Origin of the sequence: Serratia sp. SA088, assembly GCF_049065515.1 — a bacterium.
Classification (GTDB): domain Bacteria; phylum Pseudomonadota; class Gammaproteobacteria; order Enterobacterales; family Enterobacteriaceae; genus Serratia; species Serratia nematodiphila.
In genome coordinates, this window is record NZ_JBAKGW010000001.1 from 375,356 (window position 1) to 401,175 (window position 25,820).

The following is a 25,820-nucleotide window of genomic DNA, read 5'->3' on the forward strand; positions in this document are numbered from 1 at the left end:
ACAATTAAATCTGATGTTCTTTTTTAGCGAAAGATAGAAGTTTATAATTACTTTCACTACTGATACGGACATAGCAAGGTTCGTGATTGAAACAAACTTGGCTATCTAACTTTAGGTCTAAGCATGAGTGAAGGGTATTGAAACCTTAACTCAGATATTATATTAGAAAGCTGTATTAAAATTTAAGAGATCAATGATGAGTAATTTTAAAATGACATTGCATTTACTGATTTTCATCTCTTCATTTGAGTGTTCTTTCACCCAGTGAAAGCTGGGATGTACACGCTCTGCATGAATAAGTTTGTTTCTCACATAATAAAGATATTTTAGACACATGAATGCAACCACTTCTATATCACTATTCACATTTGTGTTTTTTTTCTGTTCAATATGAGTGCGTACAGTTTTTAAGACCCCTTCATTGTCTAGGAAGTTCTGTCGAATTGATAAAGAGTCTTCAATTTTTTTAATCAACCTAGCATCAGAAATGCGTGTAATGAAACCACATAGAGACTTACTCTGAGCCTCGGTTCTGAAATCATTTAGAATCATATTACGCCAGTTAACAATGGAAAATATATTATCATGAGTCATTGAGCTAACATAATCTGTAGATAAAGGGTATTTAGAAGAGGCTGCTAACATATGAGCACGTAATTTTTTAAGGCATTCGAAATCTTGGGTGAAGTTTTCCTTAAGCTTATAGATGGAGTTGAAGCATTTCCATAATGCTTCAAATTGCTGAAATGGTTCGGGTGATGAACATGAACTAATAAGGTGTGTTACTGCATACAATAAAGAACGTCCCTTGCTGTTTTCTTCAAAAATAGTTGCAAGTTCTACTTTGTTTATTTTCTTTAAATAATCAAATCCATTGTCTGAGGTGACAATCTGGCGAACGTTCGATTTGATGATGGTTTGTGATTCTTGAATTTTCCCACTTAAATGCCTAGTTATTTTTATGCTGGTTATTTTATTGGGCATACCTACACTTGCATAGTAAAATGCCAGTGACTTTGATATTTGATGGTTCATTGCTGTATTGACGTTGTGAATAACATCTGTGATTGAAGTCTTTTTGCTTCTGTATGCTGTGATCTTTATTAATTTCTCTTTTATTACAATTTTATCTTTTAATCTTGAGTTATTAGTATGGGGGTATTCAACGTCAAAAATCCCGATTTGGTCGTTTGTCTTGGACGAGATTCTTATTGATATATCGTACTTGTGATTTCTGCTCATATGTTCCTCAAGTTATAACATCAACATCGCGAATTTATAAAATATTATAAATCTAAAAGAAGTCTAAGTCTCGTAAGCAGATCATCTTTCTATGTGATTTTCTGCTGCCTTTAGTTGGCAAGATAGGGCAAGTGACCCATCAAACGGACCACAAAATTTTAGATATCTGATGTGCCATTACATCCGTACTCTCTACTTATGGCAAAGAGCTGCCTGGCAGGTTTGGTTCTGTGCCATAGATGTGTCCAGTCAAATCTGAGGGCATATTAGGATTAGCTGCATCTAACAGAATAGGCATAAGACTGTTGTTTCCCCTGCCAAAGCACGCACGTCAATTGCCGCTGGATCTCTTCAGCGGCATCCTTTCCCCCCATGAACACACTCGAATCTATTTCAGAACTTGCGCGCGCCGTGCGCGACCTCATCCGCATTGGTGTCATCGTAGAAGTTCAGTACACGCCGCCGGGCTGCCGCGTTCAATTGGGTGGCAATACGACGGACTGGTTGCAGTGGCTGGCCTGCCGTGCCGGAGGTGCGCGCACATGGTGGGCACCCTCCATCGGTGAGCAAGTGGTAGTGCTGGCGCTGGGGGGCGAGCTGGATACCGCCTTTGTGCTGCCTGCTATCAACTCCGACGATTTTCCGGCACCGTCAGTATCGCCGGAGGCATATCACACCAGTTTTCCCGATGGTGCAGTCATCGAATATGAGCCCAAAACCGGTGCACTGAGCGTTACCGGTATTAAAACGGCCAATATCAGTGCGCAAGTGGCCGTCGACGTTTCTGCGCCGAAAGTGACGATTATCGCCAGTCAAAAAATCACGCTTGATACGCCGGAGGTGGTCTGCACCAACAAGCTGACCGCCGACACGCTGGAGCTGAAAAAGGGCGGGAAAATGTCGGGGAATATCGAGCACTGCGGGGGTACTTTTAAATCCAACGGCGTGCAGGTGGATAAACACGGCCACGGTGGTGTGCATCGCGGCGGAGACTGGACGGAGGGAACCCGATGACCGTGCGATATATCGGCATGAACCGGGATACCGGCCAGACCCTGACGGACAGCGAGCATATCAGCCAGAGCGTTCGCGACATCCTCATTACCCCTGTCGGCTCTCGAGTGATGCGGCGGGAATATGGCTCGCTGTTGTCTGCCCTGATTGACCAGCCGCAAAGCCCGGCGGTGAACGGGCAGGTGATGGCCGCCTGCTACATGGCAATCCTCAAATGGGAGCCGCGCATCAGGCTGACGTCCATCACCTTCGAGAAGACCTTCAGCGGTCAGATGTTCGTTGACATTACCGGCGTGCGCCAAGACATCACCGGCGGCACATTTTCGTTAACCGTTCCACTGAGCTGACACCATGGCCACTATCGATTTAAGCCAACTGCCCGCGCCGAACGTCGTTGAGCCGCTGGACTATGAAACCCTGTTTGCCAGGCGCAAAGCGACGCTGATTTCCCTGTACCCGGCCGACCAGCAGGAAGCTGTTGCCCGAACTTTGGCGCTCGAGTCGGAGCCTATCGCCAAGCTGCTTCAGGAAAATGCATATCGGGAGGTATTGCTACGCCAGCGCGTTAACGATGCCGCCAAAGCGGTGATGCTGGCGCACGCCACCGGCGAAGACCTTGACCAGCTCGGCGCGAACTTCAACACGCCGCGACTGGTGATTGCTCCGGCGGATGAGAGCGCAATTCCGCCAACACCGGCAGTTATGGAAGCGGATGAAGATTACCGCCTGCGCCTGCAAGACGCGTTCGAGGGGATGAGCACGGCAGGTTCGGCCGGTTCCTACCGTTTTCACGCCCGCTCGGCCGATGGTCGGGTGGCTGATGTGACGGCAATCAGCCCATCACCGGCTAACGTGACCGTCACCGTGTTGTCACGGGACGGCGACGGCACCGCAAGCCCCGAACTGTTGCAGGTTGTCCGCGACGCGCTGAATGACGAGGACGTGCGTCCGGTTGCCGATCGCGTCATTGTGCAATCGGCCAAAATTGCCCCTTATGTCATCGAGGCCGTTTTATACCTGTACCCCGGCCCGGAGGTTGCGCCAATCCTCACTGCGGCAAAACAACGTTTACACAATTATGTGCTGACCATGCGCCGCTTAGGCCGCAGTATCCGGCGTTCCGGCATCATCGCGGCGCTGACCGTGGAAGGTGTTGAACGTGTTGAAGTTGCCAAACCGGCCACCGACATCGTGCTTGATAAAACGCAGGCGGGCTACTGCACCGGCGTGAACATCACACCGGGGCGCGCCGATGACTAATCGCTTATTGCCTGTTGGCTCCTCGGTGTTGGAAGTCGCCGCCGCTGCCGCGTGCGCCGAGCTGGAGCGCGTGCCGGTTCCCCTGCGTGACCTGTGGAACCCGAAAACCTGCCCGGTGCACCTGCTACCTTATCTGGCGTGGGCGTTCTCTGTCGATAGATGGGATGAGGCGTGGCCGGAGGACGTCAAGCGGGGCGTGGTATCCGCTGCGTTTTACATTCACCGGCACAAGGGCACCATCGGTGCCGTGCGCCGCGTGGTGGAGCCGCTCGGCTACCTGATTAACGTTATTGAATGGTTTCACACCGACGGCGCCGATCCGCCCGGCACCTTCCGGCTCGATATTGGCGTGCTGGAAACCGGCATCACAGAGGAAATGTATCAGGAAATGGAGCGCCTTATCGCCGATGCCAAGCCCCTGAGCCGCCACCTGATTGGCCTTAACATTTTGCAGGATATCCCCGGCCGGATTTACACCGGTGCGGCTGCCATTGATGGTGATGTCATTACCGTTTACCCCGGATAAGAGAAAATCATGAGCAAATACAAAGCGATTATTACCACCGCCGGGGCGGCCAAGATTGCCGCCGCCAGCGCGGGCGGCACGCAGTTGAAAATCGTCTCTATGGCCGTCGGCGATGGGAACGGCACGCTGCCGACGCCCAGTCCGGCGCAAACAAAACTCGTCAACGAGAAATACCGCGCGGCGCTCAACGGGCTGACCATCGATAAGGCACTGAAAAATCACATTCTGGCTGAGATGATTATCCCTGCGAACGTCGGCGGCTTCTGGCTGCGTGAGATGGGGCTCTATGATGAGGCCGGGACGCTGATTGCCGTCAGCAACATGGCGGAGAGCTACAAGCCGAAGCTCGAAGAGGGCAGCGGCCGCACGCAGACGCTGCGTATGATTTTGATTGTCAGCAGCACCGAGGCGATTCAGGTGATTGCCGGTGGTGATACCGTTCTGGCGACAAAAGACTATGTTACCGACGCGATTACTGCGCATGAGAAAACCCGCAATCACCCCGATGCCAGCACCACGGCGAAAGGGCTGGTACAGCTGAGCAGCGCGACAACCAGTACCGACGAAACGAAAGCCAGCACGCCCAAAGCGTTAAAAGCGGTCAACGATGCCAGCATGAAGAAGGCCGCGAACCTCTCAGACCTGACCGACAAGGCCGCCGCGCGCGGCAATTTGGCGTTAGGTACGGCCGCGACGAAAAACGTCGGGGTAGAGGGTGGGCAACTGATGGAGGTCGGCGCATTTGGATTGGGAAGCGGCTCACGTCACCGGGAAGATGCGTATTGCAATCAGGCTGAAATCTACCGGGTTAATAGTTCGTCAAAAAATACGCCGGGCGGAGATGTTTATGGCGTGCTTAGTTTGCCCTGCGATGGTGGGCCGTCGGGGGCGTATATGGCGGTACAAAACAACGGCAACGCATTCTTTGGCCGTTCGAATATCCCCAGTAATGGGGTGGTGTGGTTTCAGGCTTATACGACGAAGTTTAAACCGACGGCGGCAGACGTTGGCGCATGGAGTAAAACAGAGTCCGATGGCCGATTTGTGAAACAGACCGGCGACACGATGAAAGGGGCGTTAACTCTGCCGCGTATCGTATTCCCGAACGAAAATACCGCCAATGCTGACGATGACTTAAATCGCGAAAATGGCTTTACCGTTGAGTCACTGGTCGCCAACACCAACAAAGGGTATCCCGTGCCGGGCGGCATGGGGGTGTTGTTTACCGGGAAAGTGAACGAGTTCCGCAATGTGCAATTTGCCGTAGGCTCCGGCGATATGGCGTTTTATTTGCGCTCGATGCGAAAAGACAACTCGGCTTCGCTCCGCTGGGCACGAGTTTATACGACGGACTACAAACCGACGGCGGCTGACGTTGGCGCGCTGACGGATGCGCAGGCCGCGCAGAAATACGCGCTGCGCTCTATCAAGGTGAACGGTAAGCCGCTGTCCGCTGATGTGAATTTGCTGGCCGGTGACGTTAACGCGTGGAATAAAACCGAATCAGATGGCCGCTATCTGGCGAAGACTGGCGGGCAGCTAACCGGGACGCTAAAGACCAGCGCGGAGATCCAATCTACCCATATTGATAATTATCGCATGGTTGGCGGCGGGTTCGGTTCCTTCTGGCGCAATGACGGCAACCGGCTTTATCTGCTGCTGACAAACGAAAATGACCAATACGGCACATTCAACACCCTGCGTCCGTTCTCTGTGGATGTCAGAACCGGCGCCGCCGCTTTTGAGTCGGGTATTCATATCGGCGGTAAATGGCCTGCGATCACCACCTCCAGCGGGACGACGTGGCACCCTGACGGTAACGTTCAAGGCAGCTGCTGGGGCGGATACCTCAGCAACTGGCTTAATCAAAATATCTCGGCTGCGCAGAACAATGCGCAGAACTGGGCGTATCAGAATCTGGTTCAGGGCGTGCGCATGGCCGGGCGCACGGTTATCGCGGATACCGGCGGCCGCATCGATTTACCGTCGGGCTGCGTTTATACCGGCATGTCCGGCTCAAACTACAACCCCTCAATCTGGGGCGCTTATTCAGCGGTTCAGGTGCTGATTAACGGCACATGGGCAACAATTGGAACGGTGTAAAATGCAACACATTAAGAATTTGAAGAGATACACGCCGGAAGAGTTATTCCTCGGTGAGAACGTGATTTATCTTCAGGATGAAAACGGTATTGACTGGTACGCCGCGCAAAAATTGTTTTCGCCGGACACCGTAAAACTGGCTTATGACGAAAGCGGCATTATCTGCGCGATTAACAGCGATGTGTCGATGCTGTGGCCGATTGGCTTATCGGTTATTGAGCTGAACCCAACGAAACTACCAAAGCGCTGTCTGGCTAATGGTGAGTGGGTGTTTGACGGTAAGAAGGTGAGCCAGCGCATCTATTCCGTTGAAGAAAGGATGGCGAGCGCTGAAGCCAGAAAAAATGAATTGCTGGCGAGCGCGGGTAAGGCTGTCGCGCCGCTTCAGGATGCTGTTGATTTGGATATGGCGACCGAGGAAGAAAAAGCGCTGTTGGCGGACTGGAAAAAATACCGTGTGACGGTGAATCGTCTTGATATGTCAGCCCCGGAGATTAACTGGCCAGTGGTTCCCGGCCTCTAAGAAAAAAAGCCCGCAGCGATGCGGGCTTTTGTATTTGCGGCTTTCCCTGATGTTGCCGCGTCTACTCTTCGACCTTACCCCGCCCGGCTAAAATCCGTCCAATTGATTGCATAGATCAATGCGGCGTTATTGATCGGCGCAAACGATCGTCATTCCCGCCAAGCTCCCCAATCCGGCCCGGTCTGTTGTCTGGTCGGCCTTCCAGCGCCCACCGCGTGCGGCCGGGTGCGTCGGGCGTCATCATGCCTGCACCTACTCACCATGGAGCAAGTTAATGGGCGATTATCATCACGGTGTGCGCGTCGTCGAAATTAATGACGGCACGCGCGTCATCTCTACCGTATCGACGGCTGTCGTCGGCATGGTCTGCACCGGCAAAGAGGCCGACCCGAAGCTTTTCCCGCTCAACACCCCGGTACTGATTACCGATGTGATTGCCGCTGCCGGTAAGGCCGGGAAATCCGGCACGCTGGCGAAAGCGTTGTCAGCCATTGGCGACCAGTGCAAACCCGTGACGGTTGTTGTGCGCGTCGAAGAGGGCAAAGATGCGGCGGAAACCACGTCAAACATCATCGGCGGCGCTGACGAGAACGGCCGCTATACCGGCATGAAAGCCTTGCTCACAGCACAGGCCGTTACCGGTGTGAAACCTCGCATTCTGGGCGTGCCGGGGCTGGATTCGCTGGAAGTGGCGACGGCGCTGGCCGGGATTTGCCAGCAGTTGCGCGCGTTCGGTTACATCAGCGCGTACGGCTGCAAAAGCATTTCCGAGGCCATCGCCTACCGCGACAATTTCAGTCAGCGCGAACTGATGCTCATTTGGCCGGATTTCCTCGCGTGGGATACCACCGGCAACGTCAGCACCACGGCTCATGCCACCGCTCGTGCGTTGGGGCTGCGCGCCAAAATCGACACGGAAACCGGCTGGCATAAGACGCTTTCTAACGTCGGCGTCAATGGCGTGACCGGCATTTCCGCCAGCGTGTTCTGGGATTTGCAGGCACCCGGCACCGATGCCGACCTGCTCAATGAGGCCGGGGTCACCACGCTGGTGCGTAAAGATGGTTTTCGCTTCTGGGGCAACCGCTCTTGCTCTGATGACCCGCTGTTCCTGTTCGAAAACTACACCCGCACCGCGCAGGTATTGGCTGACACCATGGCCGAGGCGCACATGTGGGCGGTGGATAAGCCCGTCACCGCCACGCTTATCCGCGACATTGTCGAGGGCATCAAAGCCAAATTCCGTGAGCTGAAATCCAACGGCTACATTATCGACGCGGATTGCTGGTACGACGAATCGGCCAACGATAAAGAGACCCTGAAAGCCGGGAAACTGTATATCGATTATGACTATACCCCGGTTCCACCACTGGAAGACCTGACCCTGCGCCAGCGTATCACCGATAAATATCTGGTGAATCTGGCCGCTGGCGTCAACAGCTAAGAGGATGCGTTAAACCATGGCACTCCCGCGCAAACTGAAGTACCTCAACCTGTTTAATGACGGCCTGAGCTATATGGGCGTGGTCAGCTCTGTGACCCTGCCGAAACTGACGCGCAAGCTGGAGAACTATCGCGGCGGCGGTATGAACGGCGCTGCCCCGGTCGATATGGGGTTAGACGACGATGCCCTCAGCGTCGAGTGGACTATCGGTGGTTTCCCCGATGACCAGCTCTGGGCGCAGTACGCCGCCGCCAGTGCCGCATCGGTGCCGCTGCGCTTTTGCGGTTCTTACCAGCGCGATGACACCGGCGATGTGGTCGCCGTTGAGATTGTGCTGCGTGGCCGTCACAAAGAGTTTGATTTTGGCGATCAGAAACAGGGCGAGAACACCGAGACAAAAATCTCGACGCAATGCACCTATTTCAAGCTGACCGTCGACGGCAAAGAGCGCATCGAGGTGGACACCGTCAACATGGTTGAACGCGTGAACGGCGTCGACATGTTGGCGCAGCACCGTCGCAATATCGGGCTGTAATCACCGGGCGGTCGGCAGGTCCGGCCGCCATTCCCCTGACTGAACTGGAATCACATCATGAAAGATGAAAACATCATCGCCATAACCGAAAACCCGAACGTCGTGAAGTTGGATACTCCCGTCAAGCGCGGCGAAACCTTTATCGATACGGTGACGCTGACCAAGCCCAACGCAGGCACCCTGCGCGGCGTCGGGCTGGCCGCGCTGGCTAACTCTGAAGTCGATGCGCTGATTAAGGTGCTGCCGCGCATGACCTATCCGCCCCTGACCGAAAGTGAAGTCGCAGCGCTGGAGCTGCCTGACCTTGTGGCGCTGGCCGGGAAGGTTATCGGTTTTTTGGCACCGAGTTCGGCACGCTAGATTTTCCTGCCGGTTTGTCGGTTGATGACCTGATGGCGGATATCGCGACGATTTTTCACTGGCCGCCGTCAGAGCTTTACCCGATGACGCCGCAAGAACTCCTCAACTGGCGCGACAAAGCGCTACACCGAAGCGGACAAACGAATGAGTAACAACGTCAGGTTGCAGGTGCTACTCAAAGCCGTTGACCAAGCGAGCCGCCCGTTTAAAAGCATCCAGACAGCGAGTAAATCGCTGTCTGCACAAATCCGCGACACACGGCAAAACCTCAAAGAACTGAGCGCACAGGCCGGGCGTGTCGAGGGATTCCGCAAATCGAGCGCGCAGCTTGCCGTCACCGGTCAGGCGCTGGCAAAGGCCAAGCAGGAAGCCGCCGCGCTGGCGGTGCAGTTTAAAAACACCGAGAAGCCGACCCGCGCACAGGCGCAACTGATGGAGGCGGCCAAACGCTCGGCCGCCGAGTTGCAGCTCAAATATAACGGGCTGCGTCAGTCGGTGCAGCGTCAGCGCCAAGAGCTGGCGCAGGTCGGGATTAACACCCGCACCCTCGCCGCCGACGAGCGTCGCCTGAAATCCTCCATCAGTGAGACCACCGCCCAGCTCAACCGCCAGCGGGAGGCGTTGTCGCGCGTCAGCCAGCAGCAGGCAAAACTCAGCGCAGTGAGCCAGCGCTATCAGGCCGGAAAGCAACTGGCGGGCAGTGTGGCGGGCGCGGGCGCTGCGGGTGTCGGTGCCGCAACCGTGGGCGGTTTTGCGGCCAAAAAGCTCCTGACGCCGGGGTATGATTTTGCGCAAAAAAACTCTGAGCTACAGGCTGTGCTCGGCGTGGCAAAAGACTCGGCTGACATGGTGGCGCTTCGCACGCAAGCGCGGCAGCTTGGTGATAACACGGCAGCGTCGGCGGATGACGCTGCCGGGACCCAAATCATCATTGCCAAAGCGGGCGGCGACAAAGATGCGATCACCGCCGCGACGCCGGTCACGCTCAATATGGCGCTGGCCAACCGTAAAACCATGGAGGAAAACGCCACTCTGTTGATGGGGGTGAAATCCGCTTTTGGGCTGACAAACGACAAAGTCGCGCACATTGGTGATGTGATTTCGCAGACCATGAACAAGAGCGCCGCCAACTTCGAGGGACTCAGCGACACCCTGACCTATGCCGCGCCGGTGGCGAAAAATGCCGGTATCAGCGTCGAGGAAACGGCTGCCATTGCCGGGGCGCTGGCGGATGCCAAAATTACCGGCTCTATGGCCGGTACGGGGAGCCGCGCAGTGATTACCCGGTTGCAGGCTCCCATGGGTAAAGCGAATGACGCATTGGGCGAGCTGGGCGTCAAAACCGCCGACCGCAAAGGCAATATGCGGCCGCTGTTCACCATCCTGAAGGAAATGCAAAGGAGCTTCGATAAAAACAAGCTCGGCACCGCCCAGCGCGCGGAGTACATGAAAGTCATCTTCGGCGAAGAAGCGTCGTCGGCCGCAGCGGTGCTGATGGGGGATGCGGCTTCCGGCAAGCTTGACCGCCTGACCAAGTTGCTTCGGGAGTCTGACGGCAAGACGGAGGAGCTGGTTAAAGTCATGCAGGACAACCTCGGCGGGGATTTGAAAGAGCTTCAGTCCGCCTATGAGGCCATCGGCATCGACATGTATGACCAACTGGAAACGCCTTTCCGAGAGCTGACAACCCGCGCGACAAAGTTCCTGCTGAAAATTGACCTTTGGATCAAAAACAACAAAGAGCTTGCCGGGACGCTGGCCAAAGTCGCGCTCGGTGGCCTTGCGATTGTCGGCACTCTGGGGGCGATTGGTTTGGCATCGTGGCCGGTCATCATGGGGATTAACGGCATCATTGCGGTTGCTGGCGCGCTGGGGACGGCCTTTAGCGTGGTGGGCGGGGCCATCATGGCGGTGCTCGGCGCGCTGACATGGCCGATTGTGGCGGTGGGTGCGGCCATCGTGGCCGGTGCGCTGCTGATCCGCAAATACTGGCAGCCTATCAGCGCCTTTTTCAGCGGCGTTATTGAGGGGCTTATCAGTGCATTTGCGCCGGTTGGCGAGTTGTTCAGGCCGCTGAAGCCGGTTTTTGACTGGCTCGGCGAGAAGCTAAAGGCGGTCTGGCAATGGTTCAAAGATTTAATCGAACCGGTGAAGTCGACGAAGGAGACCCTCGACAACTGTAAAAACGCCGGGCTGGCGTTTGGCCGCGGATTGGCCGACGTGCTGATGCTGCCGCTCAGGGCATTCAACAAGCTGCGTCAGGGCATTGATTGGGTGCTGGAAAAGCTTGGCGTCATCAATGCTGAATCCAGCGACCTCGACAAGAAAGCGCAGAAGGCCAATGACTACGCCAACGGGGCGAACGGGCGCGGGTATTCCCCGTCGGGTGGCTTGCTGACGGGCGGTTATGTACCGGTTACGGCAGGGGGCGGGAAATCTTATGTGGATAACAGCGTCAATAATTTCCACGTCGGCAGCCAGCACCCCGGCGGAGCCAGCGTGGCGGAAACCAAGCGGATGTTGCTGGACGTGGTGGAAGAACGGGAGCGCAAGCGCCGCGCGGCGCAACGCTCAAATATGGCGATGGATTAAGGGGTTGTGCTGATGATGCTGATTCTTGGGCTGTTTGTGTTCCAGTTGCAGACGGTGCCGTATCAAACGCTGGCGCGCTCGGTAGATTATCGCTGGCCGTCAAACAGCCGCGTCGGCCAGCGGCCTGCGCTGCAATTTCTCGGCGTGAATGAGGAAAAAATCACGCTCTCCGGCGTACTGCTGCCCGAAATCACCGGTGGCAAAATCTCGATGCAACTGCTCGATGCGATGGCGGCCGAGGGCAAGGCGTGGCCGCTGCTGGAAGGGACAGGCACCATTTACGGCATGTTTGTCGTGAACAGCGTCAGCGAAACCCGCACGGAGTTTTTCTCCACCGGCAGCGCCCGCCGCATCGAGTTTACGCTCACGCTCACGCGCGTGGATGAATCCTTTACGGCCATGTATGGCGATTTGCAGGCGCAGGCCGAGGGGATGCTCGGTCAGGTGAGCGAGCTGGCGGCCAAGGCGGGGAACATGGCGGGAGGGCTGTTCCAATGATTACCGGGATGACGCTGGATGCAGGGGCAACCATCGCCCCGGCGTTTATGCTCAAGATGGGCGATAAGGACATCACGCACGATATCAGCTCCCGTTTGCTCTCCCTGACGCTTTCGGACAACCGCGGATTTGAGGCTGACCAGCTGGATATCGAACTGGACGACGCCGACGGTCAGGTCATGATGCCCGGCCGGGGCGCAGTGCTCTCGCTTCATCTTGGCTGGCAGGGTGCGCCATTGTTCAACAAAGGCAACTTTACCGTCGACGAGATAGAGCATCGGGGAACGCCGGACACGCTGACTATTCGCGCCCGCTCCGCTGATTTTCGCGGTTCGCTCAATGCCCGCCGGGAGGAGTCTTATCATGACACGACACTCGGTGCGGTGATTGGCAAAATTGCCGAGAGGAACAAACTAGCCGCCCGCGTTGCGAAAGAGCTGGCCGGGATTAAAGTCCCGCATATCGACCAGTCGCAGGAGTCCGACGCCAAGTTTTTGACGCGACTTGCCAGCCGTAACGGGGCGGAGGTGTCGATAAAAGCCGGGAGGTTGCTATTTATCCGGGCCGGTAATGGCGTGACCGCCAGCGGTAAGCCGATACCGCAGACGACCATCGAGCGCCGCGACGGTGACCGACATCAATTTGCGATCGCTGACCGGGCCGCGTATACCGGCGTTACAGCGAAATGGCTGCACACCAAAGACCCGAAGCCACAACAGCAGCGGGTCAAGCTCAAACGCAAACCGAAGCCGCAGCACCTGCGCGCGCTGCAACACCCCAAGGCTAAGCCGGTTACTGCCAAGAAGACGGTGGCCAAGCCGAAAGAGGCGAGGGAAGGGGAATACATGACCGGCGAGGCCGATAATGTGTTTGCCATCACTACAGTCTACGCCAGCAAGGCGCAGGCGATGCGCGCCGCACTGGCGAAGTGGGACAAGCTGCAACGTGGTGTGGCGGAGTTTTCTATCAGTCTCGCCATGGGGCGTGCAGATTTATATCCGGAAACACCGGTAGCGGTGAAGGGGTTTAAGCGCGTCATAGATGAGCAGGCGTGGATAATCACTAAGGTGACCCATTCACTCAGCGATAGCGGCTACACGACGGCGTTAGAGCTTGAGGTGAAGCTTTCTGATGTGGAGTACGAGGAGGAAATTTCACAAGATTAAATCGATAATAATTAATTGATATTAAAGACAAAAAGTCTAAAATCACTTTATCAATGTTGAATGGTGGAGGTGATAAATTATGTTTCATTGCAATATCTGCGGAACTGCTGCACACGCTCGTTCAAGTCGTTATCTCAGTGAGAACACCAAAGAGCGTTATCACCAGTGTCAGAACATCAATTGCAGTCATACATTTGTCACCATGGAAACCATCGAGCGCACCATTATGAAGCCCGGCCATGTGGTGCCGGTATTGCCGCACCCAAACAATTACGGTCAGCAAAGCATGTTGATGTAACAGAACGAAGAAGCCCCGGAAATCCGGGGCTTTTTTTCGAAGTGTGGTCAATGCGTGGACACGCTTCGAAGTAAATCCTTTTACTTCAAATGACTAATGTATCTTTGCTAGGCCGCTTCGGCGGCCTTTTTTATCGCCGCCTATTTACCATTGCGTTTAACCTTTGTGTAAATTATTGTGGTTTTTTGTATAGATTTTCCTTGAATTAGCGTCAATGATTAATGAGTTCCAGATTGGCGCGCAATTTGCGTGCGGCGCCAAAAGGACACTATCTGGGGTGTGCGCCGCGCGGCGCATAACGTGTGGGTTCTTTGATGCGATTCAAACATGAAATACATCATTCTGCTTTTGCTTATTTTATGCGTCGTCTATGTGCATTACCGCGGGCGGGTGCGCTACAACGTGTGGCGGCAGCTGTCTGACCATTCCACCTTTACCGCACCGTTGAACGTCTTCATGTATCTGTTTTCCCGTGTGCCGACCACGCCGTACCTGAAGCCGGAGCAATTTCCTGAGCTGACGGTACTGCGGGAGAACTGGGAAACCATCCGCGACGAAGGACAGAAGCTGATGGAGATCCAGCAGATCAAAGCGTCCGATCAATTCAACGACGCCGGTTTCAACTCGTTCTTCAAGACCGGTTGGAAACGCTTTTATCTGAAATGGTATGAGGACAGCCATCCCTCCGCCATGACCCTGTGCCCGCAGACCACGGAACTGCTGCGCAGCCTGCCTTCGGTCAAGGCGGCGATGTTCGCCGAACTGCCGGACGGCAGCCGGTTGCCGCGCCACCGTGACCCTTACGCCGGTTCGCTGCGTTATCACCTGGGGCTGATTACCCCCAATGATGACCGCTGCTTCATTGAGGTGGACGGTGAGCGCTACAGCTGGCGTGACGGTGAAGGGGTGATGTTCGATGAAACCTATCTGCACTATGCGGAAAACCAGAGCGGGCAGAATCGCCTGATCCTGTTCTGCGATATCGAACGGCCGATGCGCTACCGCTGGGCACAGGCGGTGAATCACTGGCTGGGGCGCAACCTGATGAGCGCCGCCACCGCGCCGAATGAAGAGGGCGATCGCACCGGCGGCGTCAACAAGATGTTCAAATACATCTATGCGATACGCCGGGTGGGGAAACGGCTGAAGGCCTGGAACCGCACCGGCTATTACATCATCAAGTGGATTTTGTTCGGGGGGATCGCCGCGGCGATATTCTTCTCGGTATAACGCAGGCAGGGGCGCACAGAGTGCGCCCCTTTTTGATCAGGCGAAGATAGTCATCATGTAGGCGGCGAACAGCGCCAGGTGGGCGGTGCCGTTCAGCACGTTGGTGCGGCCGGTCGAGAACGACAGCTGGCACAGCAGCAACACCGTCAACATCACCACGATATGCGGCGTTTGCAGGCCGAAGATCAGCGTCTGCCCGGTCAGGGTAGCGATGATGGTCACCGCCGGCACCGTCAGGGAGATGGTCGCCAGCACCGAACCGAAGAACAGGTTCATGGCGCGTTGCACCTGATTGTTCAACACGGCGCGCAGCGCGCCCAGGCCTTCAGGCGACAGGATAAGCAGCGCCACCAGGAAACCGGTGAACTGCGCCGGTGCATTCATCTTGGTCAGCAGGCCTTCGAGCGGATTGGCGTTGAACTTGGTGACGGCGATAACCGCGATCAGGTGCACGATGAGCCAGGCGGCGTGCCATGCGCTGCTGTGCGAAGAGGGCTTGCCGTGGTGCGGATCGCCATCGTCGTCTTCATGCTCGTACACGAACAGGCTCTGGTGGGTTTTGGTCTGGATCACCAGGAATACGCCATACATGGCGGCGGAGATCAACGCCACCAGCAGCGCTTGCCCGGTGCTGAAGTTGCCGCCCGGCAGCGCACTCGGGAACACCAGCACGATCACCGCCAGCGGGAAAATCGCCATCAGGTACTGTTTGATGCCACCGAGGTTGACGTACTGGGTGGCGAACTTGCGCCCGCCGAGCAGCAGCGCGAAGCCGACCAGGCCGGCGGAAACGATCATGATGATGGAGTACAGCGTGTCGCGCATCAGCGCCGGCGCGGCGTCGCCGGTGGCCATCAGCGCGGAAATCAGGCTGACTTCGAGGATCACCACCGACAAACTTAGGATCAGCGAGCCGTAGGGTTCGCCCAGTCGGTGGGCGAGCACGTCGGCGTGGCGCACCACGCTGAAGGCGCTGCTGAGGATCCCCACCAGCGCGAGAATATTGATGCCGACGATCAGCGGAAAGTTAGCGGTGCTGCCCCATAAATTCAACACCACCAGCGCGGCGATGGGGAAGATCAGCGAGTATTCGGTGTGGCGAGATTTGGTGGATCGGCCAGGATCGTGTTGCGACTTCATGAGGGTGGCACTCCTTCTCAAACAGCGTAGCCCGTCAGCGCCGGTCGCCGTGATGCGGCAACTCTGCGTTTCCAGTAGGTATTTTATATTAGGATACACCCGCGGCGCCGGTGTGATGTTGTTTTTATCTGAGAAAGCAATTGCTTGCTTTATGTGATCAGAGTAACAAAAAAACCGCACGGAGTGCGGTTTTATTTACTTACTTTTACGCAATAACGTCAATTTACAACGTTAGATTTGAGAAAAGTCGTGTTTACTTATTTAGTGCGTGGTTAATCAAGGAAAATACGACCGCTAGTCGTCAATATTATCCATGATTTCATGCCGTTTATTGTGGTATCCCTCTTCATTTAGCCCTTCACGCCAGTAAGGCACGGCATAAAGACGATTACGATCGCATTGACGTTCGCGGCGCAGGTAACGGCGCAGCTCCACCACCAGGCGATCTTCACCGGCGAGCCAGAAGTGCGCTTCCCCCTGCGGCAGGGACTGCGCGCGGAACCGAGCGATCAATTCGTCGGTTTTCTCCGTGCCGCCGACGATCCAATTCACCTCAACGCCGGCAGGTTTTTCCAGGTCAATCACGTCGGCAGTGCTGTCGACGCGGATGAAAGCGCGCCCGGCGCCGTGCGGCGGCAGGTTTTCCAGCAGCGCGGCCAACGCAGGCAGCGAGGAAGGATCGCCCGCCAGGCAGTAGAAGTCGGCGGCCGGCAGCATCGGTTTGGGGCCGCCTGGATTGCTGATGCCGATTTTATCGCCGATTTTCGCCTGGCGCGCAAAGTCGACCGCCGGTCCCAGGTGATCGTGAATGGCGAATTCGATGTCCACTTCCGCCTGTTCCGGGCGCACGGCGCGAATGGAATAGGTGCGCACGATCGGGCGCACGGCATCCGCAGCCCAGCGCGGGCCGTTTTCAGTCAGCGTCGGCAGATCCGGCTGCGTTTGGCCGGCGAGCGGCAAAAAGACCTTGATGTGCGCGGCGGCGGCGTTGGCCGGGTAGTAGCGCAGATCGGGCGCGGTAAAGGTGATGCGGCGCAGGTGCGGCGTAATGTCCTGTACGGCGCTGACGGCGATCAGGTAGGGGGCGCGTGAGCGAGGGGCTTCGGTAGTCACGAGGATCTCCTTATAGTTCGTTTGGCGGTGAGTATACCATGCCGTTTGATAATGAGAATTGTTTGCTCATTGAGGCGCAACCGCGTGTGAGCTAGGCTTAAGGTTCACGCAATACGCACGGGAGGACGTGATGCCATACCAAGACACGAGCGACTTGCCGGACAATGTAAAGCATGTGCTACCGGAACATGCGCAGGCGATCTATAAAGAAGCGTTCAACAGCGCCTGGCAACAATACCGGGATCCCGACGATCGGCGCGGTGACGACAGCCGGGAGGAGACGGCATAAGGTGGCCTGGGCGGCGGTCAAGCAAAGCTATCGCAAGGGCGACGACGAACGCTGGCATAAAAAGTAACGCCTTTATGCCCCGGTAAAAAACGCGCAGACGTTATGCTGACCTCGGCAATTAATATTATTGCTGCTCAGTACAAATACTTTTCCACGTTAACGCCGCTTTGCAACTTGATTGCGTGGCGGGAAAAGAATATGGTCATTATTAATCGGCGCGGTTATTGAATTAATAAAATTCCGCACCAAAAAATAAAATTGCAAAGGTTCAGTAGTGGCGAGGGAGGACGAGAAATCGTATTCCCGGGAGGTTGTAACAGTGTTAACGCGAGATTTTCTGCAAAAAGCGGATTGCAAAACCGCCTTTGGCGCTATTGAGGAGTCGCTGCTGCTGACGCCTGAACAGCGCGCAGCCTCGTTGGAATGCACGTTATCGCGCCGGCCGGATCACAGCCCGGTATGGGTATTCGGTTACGGTTCGCTGATGTGGAATCCGGTTTTCGAATCTGAAGAAGTGCGGCCCGCCATGCTGCAGGGCTGGCATCGGGCGTTCTGCATGCGTTTGACCGCCGGGCGCGGCACGCTGCATCAGCCGGGGCGCATGCTGGCGCTGAAAGAGGGCGGTCAGACCACCGGATTGGCGTTTCGTCTGCCGGAAGGTAAGCTGCGTGAAGAGCTGGAGCTGCTTTGGAAGCGCGAAATGGTGACCGACTGCTACGTGCCGACCTGGTGTGAACTGCAGTTGGATGGCGGAGAGACCGTCACGGCGCTGGTGTTCGTGATGAACGCGCAGCACCCGTTGTTTGAAGCAGACACCAGCCACCAGGTGATCGCGCCATTGATCGCCAGCGCCAGCGGCCCGCTGGGTACCAACGCGCAATACCTGTTTGCGCTGGATAACGAGCTGAAACACCACGGCATGCAGGATGATTGCATCGGCGATCTGGTGCGCTATGTACAGCAGTGGTTGCAACAGAACCGCCCTGGCGCTTTCGGGGCCGAGGCTACCGCCTGAGGCGTTAGCAGGGCAGCAGACACTGAAGGGCTCAGCATGCTGAGCCTTTTTTCATATATCTAATACCTCTATTTAATAACTTTATTCTGCATGATGACTTAAGGCTCTTTATTTGTGTGGTTATTTATCTCATTATTTTTAAAGCCATTCATCATTTTCCCCCGTCCTCACCCCCCGAGAGCCACGATAAATAATTCACTTAGTATTAAATTGCATAAGTAAAGGTTATTTCTTATTTGTTCAGCCCCGCAGGACTCCGTATCAATATGGCAGACGCTACTGCAAGTAACAGGGAGACGGGGATGAACTTTCAACAATTAAAAATTATTCGCGAATCGGCGCGCTGCAACTACAACCTGACCGAGGTCGCCAATACCTTATTTACTTCGCAGTCCGGCGTTAGCCGGCATATTCGCGAGCTGGAAGAAGAGCTGGGCATCGAAATATTCATTCGCCGCGGCAAGCGGCTGTTGGGCATGACCGAACCCGGCAAAGAGCTGCTGGTGGTGGCGGAGCGCATTCTTAACGACGCGAACAACATCCGTCGCCTGGCGGATGTCTTCAGCAGCAACGATTCGGGGCAGCTGCATATCGCGACGACGCATACCCAGGCGCGCTATAGCCTGCCGGGGGTGATCAAAGAGTTTCGCGCGCTTTATCCACGGGTGCGGGTGGTGCTCAATCAGGGCAGCCCGGAGGAGATCGTTTCGATGCTGGCCGCCGGTGAAGCCGATATCGGCATTGCCAGCGAACGGCTGATGAGCGACGAGTCGCTGGCGGCGTTCCCCTACTACCGGTGGCATCACACCATTCTGGTGCCGGAAGGGCACGAGTTGACGCGGCAGCCGCAGGTGACGCTGGAGATGCTCAGCACCTTGCCGTTGATCACTTACCGCCAGGGCATTACCGGCCGCGCGAAGCTGGATGCGGCGTTCAAATCAGCGGGCCTGACGCCGGACATCGCGCTCAGCGCGCAAGATTCCGACGTGATTAAAACCTATGTCGAGCTGGGGTTGGGCGTGGGCGTGCTGGCGGACATGTCGTATGAAAAAGAGCGCGATCGCGGGTTGGTCAGCCTCAACGCCGAGCATTTGTTTGAACCCAATACGGTCTGGCTGGGCCTGAAACGCAGCCAGCTGCAGCGCAACTATGCCTGGCGCTTTATTCAGCTGTGCAACCCGACGTTGTCGCTGACCGAAATCAAAGACAAGGTGTTCTCGTCGCAGCTGGATGCGGTGATTGACTACCAGATTTAACAACACGGGATTGCCCTGCAGGATCGCTCGCGGGCTAATGCATGGTCAGTCATCGGTACGTTCGATAAGGTGACGCTTGCTTTTTCTGAACGGGCCGATGGCTTCCCATTCCGGGAGTTCTTCGGCTGGACGTGGGTTAGCCATCTCCCAGCGATGGTATTGACGTAAAATCTCGATGGCGATGCGTTTTTGCTCTTGAATGGAGAGCGTGGGGTCGGTCAGATCCTTATTTTCCATTTTGGCTTCCTTGCTGCTCGTTATTTATACGCACCTTATCACATCTGGCACCGTATTTTTCCAGCGATTGTATGTACTTTTTCAGTGCGTTGAAGCTGGTTTTACATGTCATGGTGCCGGGTATTACTTCAAAGGCGGCCTGACGTGTATACAGTGCTAACACGCGATGATTAATGGCGTGGCTGATAAGTATGTCCGGCGGATACGCCGGCGTCAGCCCCTGCTCTTGCAGGTTCAGCCCATACAGATATAGCGCCTGCAAGCAGTTGCGCAGCATATTGCCTTTCAGGGGATGTTGCGTTTCGCGCAGGGAGAAATTCTCCAGCGCGACAAGTTCGATAACGTTCTCCGCCTGGAGATAACGGCACAGGCAAAAGCCGGCGCGGCTCAGCGGGCTGGCTATTTGCCGGTAGACAAAAGCGAAACTCATCGGCATTTGGACATGATATTTAAACAGAGAGCGCCAATTTAACGTATGGCCGTTTTTTCTGCCTTTTTGCCAGCGCCGGTCTTGTACCGTCAGACGAGTCATAAACAGATTCGACTCAAGCAGCACGCTGTTCATGTCTGCCAGCGTTTGCTCTATCGCTCTCTCATGCAGGAGTGAGCAGCCATTTTCTGATGGATGGTTTGCCATTTGCCCGTCATTTGGGTGACTGAGCTCACGTTAGTCACCCGATGAAACAGACTCAAACCCCGACTTTCATCGCTGCGAATCGTGCTGCAAAGACAGTAGGCAATTGCCGCGACGTGTCGCGAGAGTGCGACCTGCCGCGCAATCCTTGCCCTAATAATCAAAATCCCATCTATATACATAAAAAGAATATCTATAGTGATTTAAGTACCTTCAGCTGCCGATCGTGCTCGCATACACTCGCAAAATTATTATAAATTCCATCCGCTTGGAGAGTTTCAGATGAAAGCGCTCGTTCCTTCTTTGCTGTTTTTGGCCGTGGCGGCCAGCGTTAACGTACAGGCGGCGACGCCGGCCAACACGCTGGTGATCGCGCAATCTATCGATGACGTGGTCAGCTTTGACCCGGCCCAGGGATTTGAGTTAACCACGGTGCAGTCGTTCAACAGCCTGTATCAACGTCTGATCCAGTCAGATCCGCACAATCCCATCGATCTTAAACCAACCCTGGCCAGCAGCTGGCAGGCCGGCGCCGACGACCGCAGCCTGACTTTCAGCCTGCGCCCGGACGCCAGGTTCGCCAGCGGCAATCCGCTGCGGCCGGAAGACGTGATCTTCTCGCTTTCACGGGTGGTTAAACTCAATCTCGAACCGTCGTTTATCCTGACGCAGCTGGGCTGGAACGCGAAGAACGTGGAGCAACACCTGAGCAAGGTGGACGAGCACACGGTAAAAATCAGCTGGAGTGAGAACGTCAGCCCGGCCTTCGTGCTCAGCCTGCTGTCGGCGCCGGTATCCTCGATCGTCGACGCCAAAGAGGCGCTGGCGCACCAGCAGGGCGACGATCTGGGGCATCAATGGTTGAACAGCCACTCCGCCGGCAGTGGCCCTTACAAAATCCGCACCTATGTGCCGCACGAAGTGGTGGTGCTGGACGCCAACCCGGGCTCGCCGGAAGGGGCGCCGACGCTGAAAACCATCCTGATCAAAAACGTGCCCGATCCGGCGGCGCGCCGTTTGCTGATCGAGCAGGGCGATGCCGATATCGCACGCAACCTGGGGGCAGACCAGATGGCGGCTCTGAAGGGCAAGCCGGGCGTCAAACCGCTGGCTATTCCTTATGCTTCGCTTTATTTCCTGCAGTTCAACGCCAAGGCGTCGCCGGCGCTCGGCAATCCGGCGTTCTGGGAGGCGGCGCGCTGGCTGTTCGATTATCAAGGCATCGCCGACGATCTGCTGAAAGGGCAGTTCCAGAGCCATCAGGCATTCCTGCCGGACGGTTATCTGGGCGCGCTCAAAGATAGGCCGTACAGCTTCAATCCGCAGAAAGCCAAAGAAATACTGGCCAAGGCGGGGCTGAGCAACGTCAGTTTCCGTCTGGACGTCAACAACCAGCCGCCGTACCTGGACATCGCTCAGGCGTTGCAGGCCAGTTTTGCTCAGGGCGGCGTGAAGGTCGAACTGGTGCCGGGCATCAGTTCGCAGGTCTCCACCAAGGTGAAAGCGCTTAACTACGATGCGACGCTGACCTCCTGGGGGCCGGATTACTTCGACCCTAACACCAACGCCGCAGCCTTCGCCTACAACCCGGAAGACGGCAGCAAGACGCTGGCCTGGCGCGCCAACTGGCAGATCCCGGCGCTGAGCAAGCTGACGCTGGCCGCCACTGCGGAAAACGACACCGCCAAACGGGTGGCAGACTACCAGCAACTGCAAAAACAGGTGCAGCAAAGCTCGCCGTTTGTCATCGGCCTGCAGGCACGCAGCCTGATTGCGGTGCGTGACAACCTCAAGGGCTATGTGCAGGGCATCAACCCTGACATGGTGTTCTACAGCAAGGTCAGCAAGTAATGGCCGCTGACCTGTCCGCCGGCGCCGGGGCGGCCCGGCGGTATTGGCGCTGGGGCGGGCGGCTGCTCGGCGGCGCGCTGTCTCTGGCGCTGACGTTGCTTGGCCTGCTGCTGTTCACCTTCATGCTGTCGCACCTGGCGCCGATCGATCCGGCGCTGCAGGTGGCGGGCGATCACGCCAGCGAAGCCACCTATGCGCAGGTGCGGCACGAGCTGGGGTTGGATCAGCCGCTGCCGGTGCAATTTTGGCGTTACCTGGTGCACCTGGCGCACGGCGATTTGGGCATTTCGCGTATTACCGCGCAGCCGGTGTTGAGCGATCTGTTGCGTACCTTCCCGGCGACGGTGGAGCTGGCCACCTGCGCCATTATCCTCGGCGCCCTCGGCGGCATTACGCTGGCGTTTCTGGCGGTGCTCAAACCGGGCAGCTGGCTGGATAACGCGGCGCGTCTGCTGTCGCTGATCGGTTATTCGGTGCCGATTTTCTGGCTGAGCCTGCTTGGGCTGTTGCTGTTCTACGCCACGCTGCATTGGTCGGCGGGGCCGGGGCGGCTGGACGACATTTACTTGTACAGCATGGAGCCGCGCAGCGGTTTCGTGTTGATCGACAGCTGGCTGTCCGGCGATCGTGAAATGTTCTACAACGCCATCGGCCACCTGTGGCTGCCGGTGGTGGCGTTGGCGCTGCTGTCGATGGCGGGCATTACCCGGCTGCTGCGGGCGGCGATGCTGGAAGAGTGCAACAAGGAATACGTGACGCTGGCGCGTTCCAAGGGCGCTGGCCGCCTGCGCATTCTGCTGCGCCATGTGTTTCCCAATGTGCTTGGCACGCTGATCACCGTACTGTCTCTCTCCTACGCCAGCCTGCTGGAGGGCGCGGTATTGACCGAAACGGTGTTCGCCTGGCCCGGCGTCGGGCGTTACCTGACCTCGGCGCTGTTTGCTGCCGACACGCCGGCGATCCTCGGCGCCACGCTGCTGATCGGCACCTGTTTCGTGCTGTTGAATGCGCTGGCCGACGCCTTGACCTATTTAGTGGATCCGCGAACTCGATGAGCCAATATCTCTCTGAACACGAACCGCAAAGCGAGCCAGCCGTCGGTGACCGCCGCGGTCGGCGGTTGACCACGCTGACGCTGGGCGCGGCGCTGGTGGCGATCCTGATTGTCACCGCGCTGCTGGCTCCGTGGCTGGCGCCTTTCGATCCCAATCTGCAGCATATCGAGCTGCGGTTACTGCCGCCTTCGGCTGCACATTGGCTGGGCACCGACGGCTTTGGCCGCGATTTGCTCTCCCGCGTGATTTACGGCGCGCGGCCGACGCTGATCCTGGTGTCGCTGATTCTGGTGTTGACCATTCCCATCGGCCTGCTGGTCGGCATTTGCGCCGGTTACCTCGGCGGCTGGGTGGAGCGCATTTTGATGCGTCTGACCGACATTTTCCTGTCGCTGCCGAGTCTGGTGATCGCGCTGGCGTTCGTGGCGGTGATGGGGCCGGGGCTGATGAACGGCGCGCTGGCGCTGGCATTGACCAGCTGGCCGGCCTTTGCCCGCCAGGCGCGGGCCGAAACCCTGGCGCTGCGCCGCAGTGACTACCTGGCGGCGGCGCGCATGCAGGGTATCAACGGGTTGCGGCTGATGGTCGGCCACATTTTGCCTTTGTGCCTGCCGAGCGCGGTGGTGCGTGCGGCGCTGAGCCTGGGCGGCATCATCCTGTCCGCCGCCGGTCTGGGGTTCCTCGGCATGGGCGTCGCGCCGCCGACCGCCGAATGGGGTTCGATGGTGGCCGAAGGCAGTAAAGTGATTTTCGACCAATGGTGGGTCGCCGCCGCACCAGGCGGGGCGATCCTGTTCGCCAGCCTGGCGTTTAACCTGCTGGGCGATGGCCTGCGCGACAAAATGGATCCTCGTCATGGGCACTGATAACACTTTATTGACCGTCGAACGGCTGGCGATCGGCGTGCCGGGGCCGCAGCCGGCGGCGCTGGTGAAGAATATCTCGTTCAGCATGGGGCGGGAGCGGCTGGCGCTGGTCGGCGAGTCCGGTTCCGGCAAGTCGTTGACCGCGCGTGCGCTGATGGGGCTATTGCCGCCGCCGTTGCAGCTGCAGGCGCAGCGCCTGACGCTGGGCGATGAAGACTTGACGCGCCTGAGCGAACGCCAGTGGAGCCGTCTGCGCGGCGACCGGGTGGCGATGGTGATGCAAGATCCCAAACATGCGCTGAATCCCAATCAGCCGATCGGCCGTCAGGTGGAGGAGCCGCTGGTGCTGCATGCCAAGCTGAGCCGCGCCGAGCGGCGTGAAAAGGTATTGGAGATGCTGGCGGCGGTGGGGTTGCCCGATCCGGCGGCGCTGTGGGGCCGTTATCCGCATCAGCTCTCCGGCGGCATGGGGCAGCGGGTGATGCTGGCCATTGCGTTGATCAACGATCCGCAGCTGTTGATTGCCGATGAACCGACTTCGGCGCTGGATCACCAGATGCGCGATCAGGTGCTGCAACTGATAGACAATCTGGTGGCGCAACGCAACATGGGGCTGATCCTGATCAGCCACGATTTACAGCAGGTGGCGCACCACTGCGAGCGGGTGCTGGTGATGTACAAAGGCGAGCTGTTGGATCAACTGCCGGCAGCAGAGCTGGCGCAGGCCACGCATCCTTACACTCGCACGCTGTGGGCGTGCCGGCCGAGCCGCGAGACGCGCGGCAAACCGCTGCCGGTGCTGGACCGCGCGCTGTTGGAGACGTTGAAATGAGCGTAATCGCACTGGAGAACCTGAGCGTCAGTCACCGCCAGGGCTACGAGCTGCGCACCGTGGTGCATGAGGTTAACCTGCACATCGAACCGGGTGAGTGTTTCGGGCTGGTGGGGCCTTCCGGCTGCGGCAAGTCCTCGTTGCTGTGGGTGCTGGCCGGGCTGAATGGCATCTGGCAGGGCGGTTTTGAGCTGCTGGGGCGGCGGCTGCAACCGGGGCAGGCATTTACCGGCGAGCTGCGGCGTGAGGTACAGATGGTGTTTCAGGATCCCTATGCTTCGCTACACCCCAAGCACCGGCTGTTGCGTACGCTGTCGGAGCCGCTCAAGCTGCTGCAGGAAAGCGATATCGAACGCAAGATCAGCGCGGGCTTTCGCCAGGTGGGGTTGGATCCGCGCCTGCTGGATCGCTACCCGCATCAGCTGTCGGGCGGCCAGCGGCAGCGCGTGGCGATCGTGCGCGCATTGTTGCTGCGGCCTAAGTTGTTGCTGCTGGATGAACCGACTTCGGCGTTGGACATGTCGGTGCAGGCGGAGATCCTCAATCTGCTCAACGAGCTGAAGCAGGCGGGCGATCTGACCATGGTGCTGGTCAGCCACGATGCGGACGTGATTGACCATATGTGCGATCGTTCGGTGGCAATGGCGCACGGCCGCATCAGCATTTAAACCTGTGCCCGCCAACGCGGCGGGCATATCCATCTTGGTAATAAATAAAGCAATTTATCGTCGTTCTTCTGTT

General features: G+C 57.0%; 27 protein-coding genes and 1 pseudogene. 23 read left to right on the plus strand and 5 right to left on the minus strand.

Annotated features, from left to right (window positions below; all coding sequences use genetic code 11):
* Nucleotides 1–162: 162 nt before the first annotated feature.
* Nucleotides 163–1,242, minus strand: a complete 1,080-nt coding sequence (locus ACOWVD_RS01840) for a hypothetical protein (protein WP_197843192.1) — start codon at nt 1,240–1,242, stop codon at nt 163–165.
* A gap of 372 nt (nt 1,243–1,614) precedes the next feature.
* Between ACOWVD_RS01840 and ACOWVD_RS01845 the strand changes: the two genes are divergently transcribed.
* The 15 genes from ACOWVD_RS01845 (at nt 1,615) to lpxO (ending at nt 14,791) form a co-directional block, all read left to right on the plus strand.
* Nucleotides 1,615–2,256 carry a phage baseplate assembly protein V gene (locus tag ACOWVD_RS01845; RefSeq protein WP_197843193.1) on the plus strand — a complete coding sequence of 214 codons (642 nt, stop codon included), beginning with the start codon at nt 1,615–1,617 and terminating at the stop codon, nt 2,254–2,256.
* Nucleotides 2,253–2,603, plus strand: coding sequence for a GPW/gp25 family protein (locus ACOWVD_RS01850; protein WP_197843194.1), 351 nt, complete (start codon nt 2,253–2,255; stop codon nt 2,601–2,603). Before ACOWVD_RS01845 ends, ACOWVD_RS01850 begins: the two co-directional genes overlap by 4 nt.
* A 4-nt stretch (nt 2,604–2,607) precedes the next feature.
* On the plus strand, nt 2,608–3,516 hold the full coding sequence (locus ACOWVD_RS01855) for a baseplate assembly protein (protein WP_421105394.1): 909 nt from the start codon (nt 2,608–2,610) through the stop codon (nt 3,514–3,516).
* Nucleotides 3,509–4,042, plus strand: coding sequence for a phage tail protein I (locus ACOWVD_RS01860; RefSeq protein ID WP_048321698.1), 534 nt, complete (start codon nt 3,509–3,511; stop codon nt 4,040–4,042). Before ACOWVD_RS01855 ends, ACOWVD_RS01860 begins: the two co-directional genes overlap by 8 nt.
* 9 nt (nt 4,043–4,051) lie before the next feature.
* On the plus strand, nt 4,052–6,145 hold the full coding sequence (locus tag ACOWVD_RS01865; protein WP_421105395.1) for a phage tail protein: 2,094 nt from the start codon (nt 4,052–4,054) through the stop codon (nt 6,143–6,145).
* A gap of 1 nt (nt 6,146) precedes the next feature.
* Nucleotides 6,147–6,668, plus strand: coding sequence for a tail fiber assembly protein (locus ACOWVD_RS01870; protein WP_421105396.1), 522 nt, complete (start codon nt 6,147–6,149; stop codon nt 6,666–6,668).
* Between the two features lie 274 nt (nt 6,669–6,942).
* Nucleotides 6,943–8,112: a phage tail sheath protein gene (locus tag ACOWVD_RS01875; protein WP_197759709.1), complete on the plus strand. Its 1,170-nt coding sequence runs from the start codon at nt 6,943–6,945 to the stop codon at nt 8,110–8,112.
* Between the two features lie 16 nt (nt 8,113–8,128).
* Nucleotides 8,129–8,647, plus strand: a complete 519-nt coding sequence (locus ACOWVD_RS01880; protein ID WP_128868480.1) for a phage major tail tube protein — start codon at nt 8,129–8,131, stop codon at nt 8,645–8,647.
* Nucleotides 8,648–8,704: 57 nt separating this feature from the next.
* Nucleotides 8,705–9,007: a phage tail assembly protein gene (locus ACOWVD_RS01885; protein WP_421105397.1), complete on the plus strand. Its 303-nt coding sequence runs from the start codon at nt 8,705–8,707 to the stop codon at nt 9,005–9,007.
* Nucleotides 9,008–9,039: 32 nt separating this feature from the next.
* A complete protein-coding gene (locus ACOWVD_RS01890) occupies nt 9,040–9,159 on the plus strand; it encodes a GpE family phage tail protein (protein ID WP_071796738.1) in 120 nt (39 codons plus the stop codon).
* Complete coding sequence (locus ACOWVD_RS01895) at nt 9,152–11,599, plus strand: phage tail tape measure protein (RefSeq protein WP_421105398.1); 2,448 nt, start codon at nt 9,152–9,154, stop codon at nt 11,597–11,599. Before ACOWVD_RS01890 ends, ACOWVD_RS01895 begins: the two co-directional genes overlap by 8 nt.
* Before the next feature lie 12 nt (nt 11,600–11,611).
* Nucleotides 11,612–12,097: a phage tail protein gene (locus tag ACOWVD_RS01900; RefSeq protein ID WP_033652271.1), complete on the plus strand. Its 486-nt coding sequence runs from the start codon at nt 11,612–11,614 to the stop codon at nt 12,095–12,097.
* The gene (locus ACOWVD_RS01905) at nt 12,094–13,263 is read left to right on the plus strand and encodes a phage late control D family protein (protein WP_421105399.1); all 1,170 of its coding nucleotides are present in this window, start codon (nt 12,094–12,096) and stop codon (nt 13,261–13,263) included. The genes ACOWVD_RS01900 and ACOWVD_RS01905 overlap by 4 nt, the downstream gene beginning before the upstream one ends.
* A gap of 79 nt (nt 13,264–13,342) precedes the next feature.
* Nucleotides 13,343–13,561, plus strand: a complete 219-nt coding sequence (locus tag ACOWVD_RS01910; protein ID WP_033643461.1) for a DNA-binding transcriptional regulator — start codon at nt 13,343–13,345, stop codon at nt 13,559–13,561.
* A gap of 327 nt (nt 13,562–13,888) precedes the next feature.
* The gene (gene lpxO / locus ACOWVD_RS01915; RefSeq protein ID WP_021504035.1) at nt 13,889–14,791 is read left to right on the plus strand and encodes a lipid A hydroxylase LpxO; all 903 of its coding nucleotides are present in this window, start codon (nt 13,889–13,891) and stop codon (nt 14,789–14,791) included.
* Nucleotides 14,792–14,827: 36 nt separating this feature from the next.
* On the opposite strand, the gene chaA is transcribed toward lpxO, so the two are convergent.
* Together chaA and ACOWVD_RS01925 are read right to left on the minus strand one after the other, a co-directional pair.
* Complete coding sequence (chaA, locus tag ACOWVD_RS01920) at nt 14,828–15,931, minus strand: sodium-potassium/proton antiporter ChaA (protein ID WP_004934723.1); 1,104 nt, start codon at nt 15,929–15,931, stop codon at nt 14,828–14,830.
* Nucleotides 15,932–16,225: 294 nt separating this feature from the next.
* Nucleotides 16,226–17,044: a siderophore-interacting protein gene (locus tag ACOWVD_RS01925; RefSeq protein ID WP_273890087.1), complete on the minus strand. Its 819-nt coding sequence runs from the start codon at nt 17,042–17,044 to the stop codon at nt 16,226–16,228.
* A gap of 130 nt (nt 17,045–17,174) precedes the next feature.
* Between ACOWVD_RS01925 and chaB the strand changes: the two are divergent.
* The 3 genes and pseudogenes from chaB to cbl all read left to right on the plus strand — a co-directional run bounded on the left by chaB (nt 17,175) and on the right by cbl (nt 19,604).
* Nucleotides 17,175–17,400 (plus strand): annotated as a pseudogene (gene chaB / locus ACOWVD_RS01930) (putative cation transport regulator ChaB).
* A gap of 252 nt (nt 17,401–17,652) precedes the next feature.
* Nucleotides 17,653–18,348: a gamma-glutamylcyclotransferase gene (locus ACOWVD_RS01935; RefSeq protein ID WP_021504033.1), complete on the plus strand. Its 696-nt coding sequence runs from the start codon at nt 17,653–17,655 to the stop codon at nt 18,346–18,348.
* A 302-nt stretch (nt 18,349–18,650) separates the two neighbouring features.
* The gene (gene cbl, locus ACOWVD_RS01940) at nt 18,651–19,604 is read left to right on the plus strand and encodes an HTH-type transcriptional regulator Cbl (protein ID WP_004934716.1); all 954 of its coding nucleotides are present in this window, start codon (nt 18,651–18,653) and stop codon (nt 19,602–19,604) included.
* Nucleotides 19,605–19,649: 45 nt separating this feature from the next.
* Here cbl and ACOWVD_RS01945 read toward each other — a convergent pair whose 3' ends face one another.
* Nucleotides 19,650–19,841, minus strand: a complete 192-nt coding sequence (locus ACOWVD_RS01945) for a hypothetical protein (protein ID WP_015378216.1) — start codon at nt 19,839–19,841, stop codon at nt 19,650–19,652.
* Complete coding sequence (locus ACOWVD_RS01950; RefSeq protein ID WP_049240589.1) at nt 19,831–20,478, minus strand: hypothetical protein; 648 nt, start codon at nt 20,476–20,478, stop codon at nt 19,831–19,833. The genes ACOWVD_RS01945 and ACOWVD_RS01950 overlap by 11 nt, the downstream gene beginning before the upstream one ends.
* Nucleotides 20,479–20,757: 279 nt before the next feature.
* On the opposite strand from ACOWVD_RS01950, the gene ACOWVD_RS01955 reads away from it, so the two are divergent.
* Genes ACOWVD_RS01955 through ACOWVD_RS01975 form a run of 5 tightly spaced genes read left to right on the plus strand, consistent with a single transcriptional unit; the run spans nt 20,758 to nt 25,747 of the window.
* A complete protein-coding gene (locus ACOWVD_RS01955; protein WP_015378214.1) occupies nt 20,758–22,326 on the plus strand; it encodes an ABC transporter substrate-binding protein in 1,569 nt (522 codons plus the stop codon).
* Nucleotides 22,326–23,381 carry an ABC transporter permease gene (locus ACOWVD_RS01960; RefSeq protein ID WP_004934713.1) on the plus strand — a complete coding sequence of 352 codons (1,056 nt, stop codon included), beginning with the start codon at nt 22,326–22,328 and terminating at the stop codon, nt 23,379–23,381. The genes ACOWVD_RS01955 and ACOWVD_RS01960 overlap by 1 nt, the downstream gene beginning before the upstream one ends.
* Nucleotides 23,378–24,247, plus strand: coding sequence for an ABC transporter permease (locus ACOWVD_RS01965; RefSeq protein WP_033632776.1), 870 nt, complete (start codon nt 23,378–23,380; stop codon nt 24,245–24,247). The genes ACOWVD_RS01960 and ACOWVD_RS01965 overlap by 4 nt, the downstream gene beginning before the upstream one ends.
* Nucleotides 24,237–25,079 carry an ABC transporter ATP-binding protein gene (locus ACOWVD_RS01970; RefSeq protein WP_004934707.1) on the plus strand — a complete coding sequence of 281 codons (843 nt, stop codon included), beginning with the start codon at nt 24,237–24,239 and terminating at the stop codon, nt 25,077–25,079. The genes ACOWVD_RS01965 and ACOWVD_RS01970 overlap by 11 nt, the downstream gene beginning before the upstream one ends.
* Nucleotides 25,076–25,747 carry an ABC transporter ATP-binding protein gene (locus tag ACOWVD_RS01975; RefSeq protein ID WP_164094847.1) on the plus strand — a complete coding sequence of 224 codons (672 nt, stop codon included), beginning with the start codon at nt 25,076–25,078 and terminating at the stop codon, nt 25,745–25,747. Before ACOWVD_RS01970 ends, ACOWVD_RS01975 begins: the two co-directional genes overlap by 4 nt.
* The last annotated feature ends 73 nt before the right edge of the window (nt 25,748–25,820 follow it).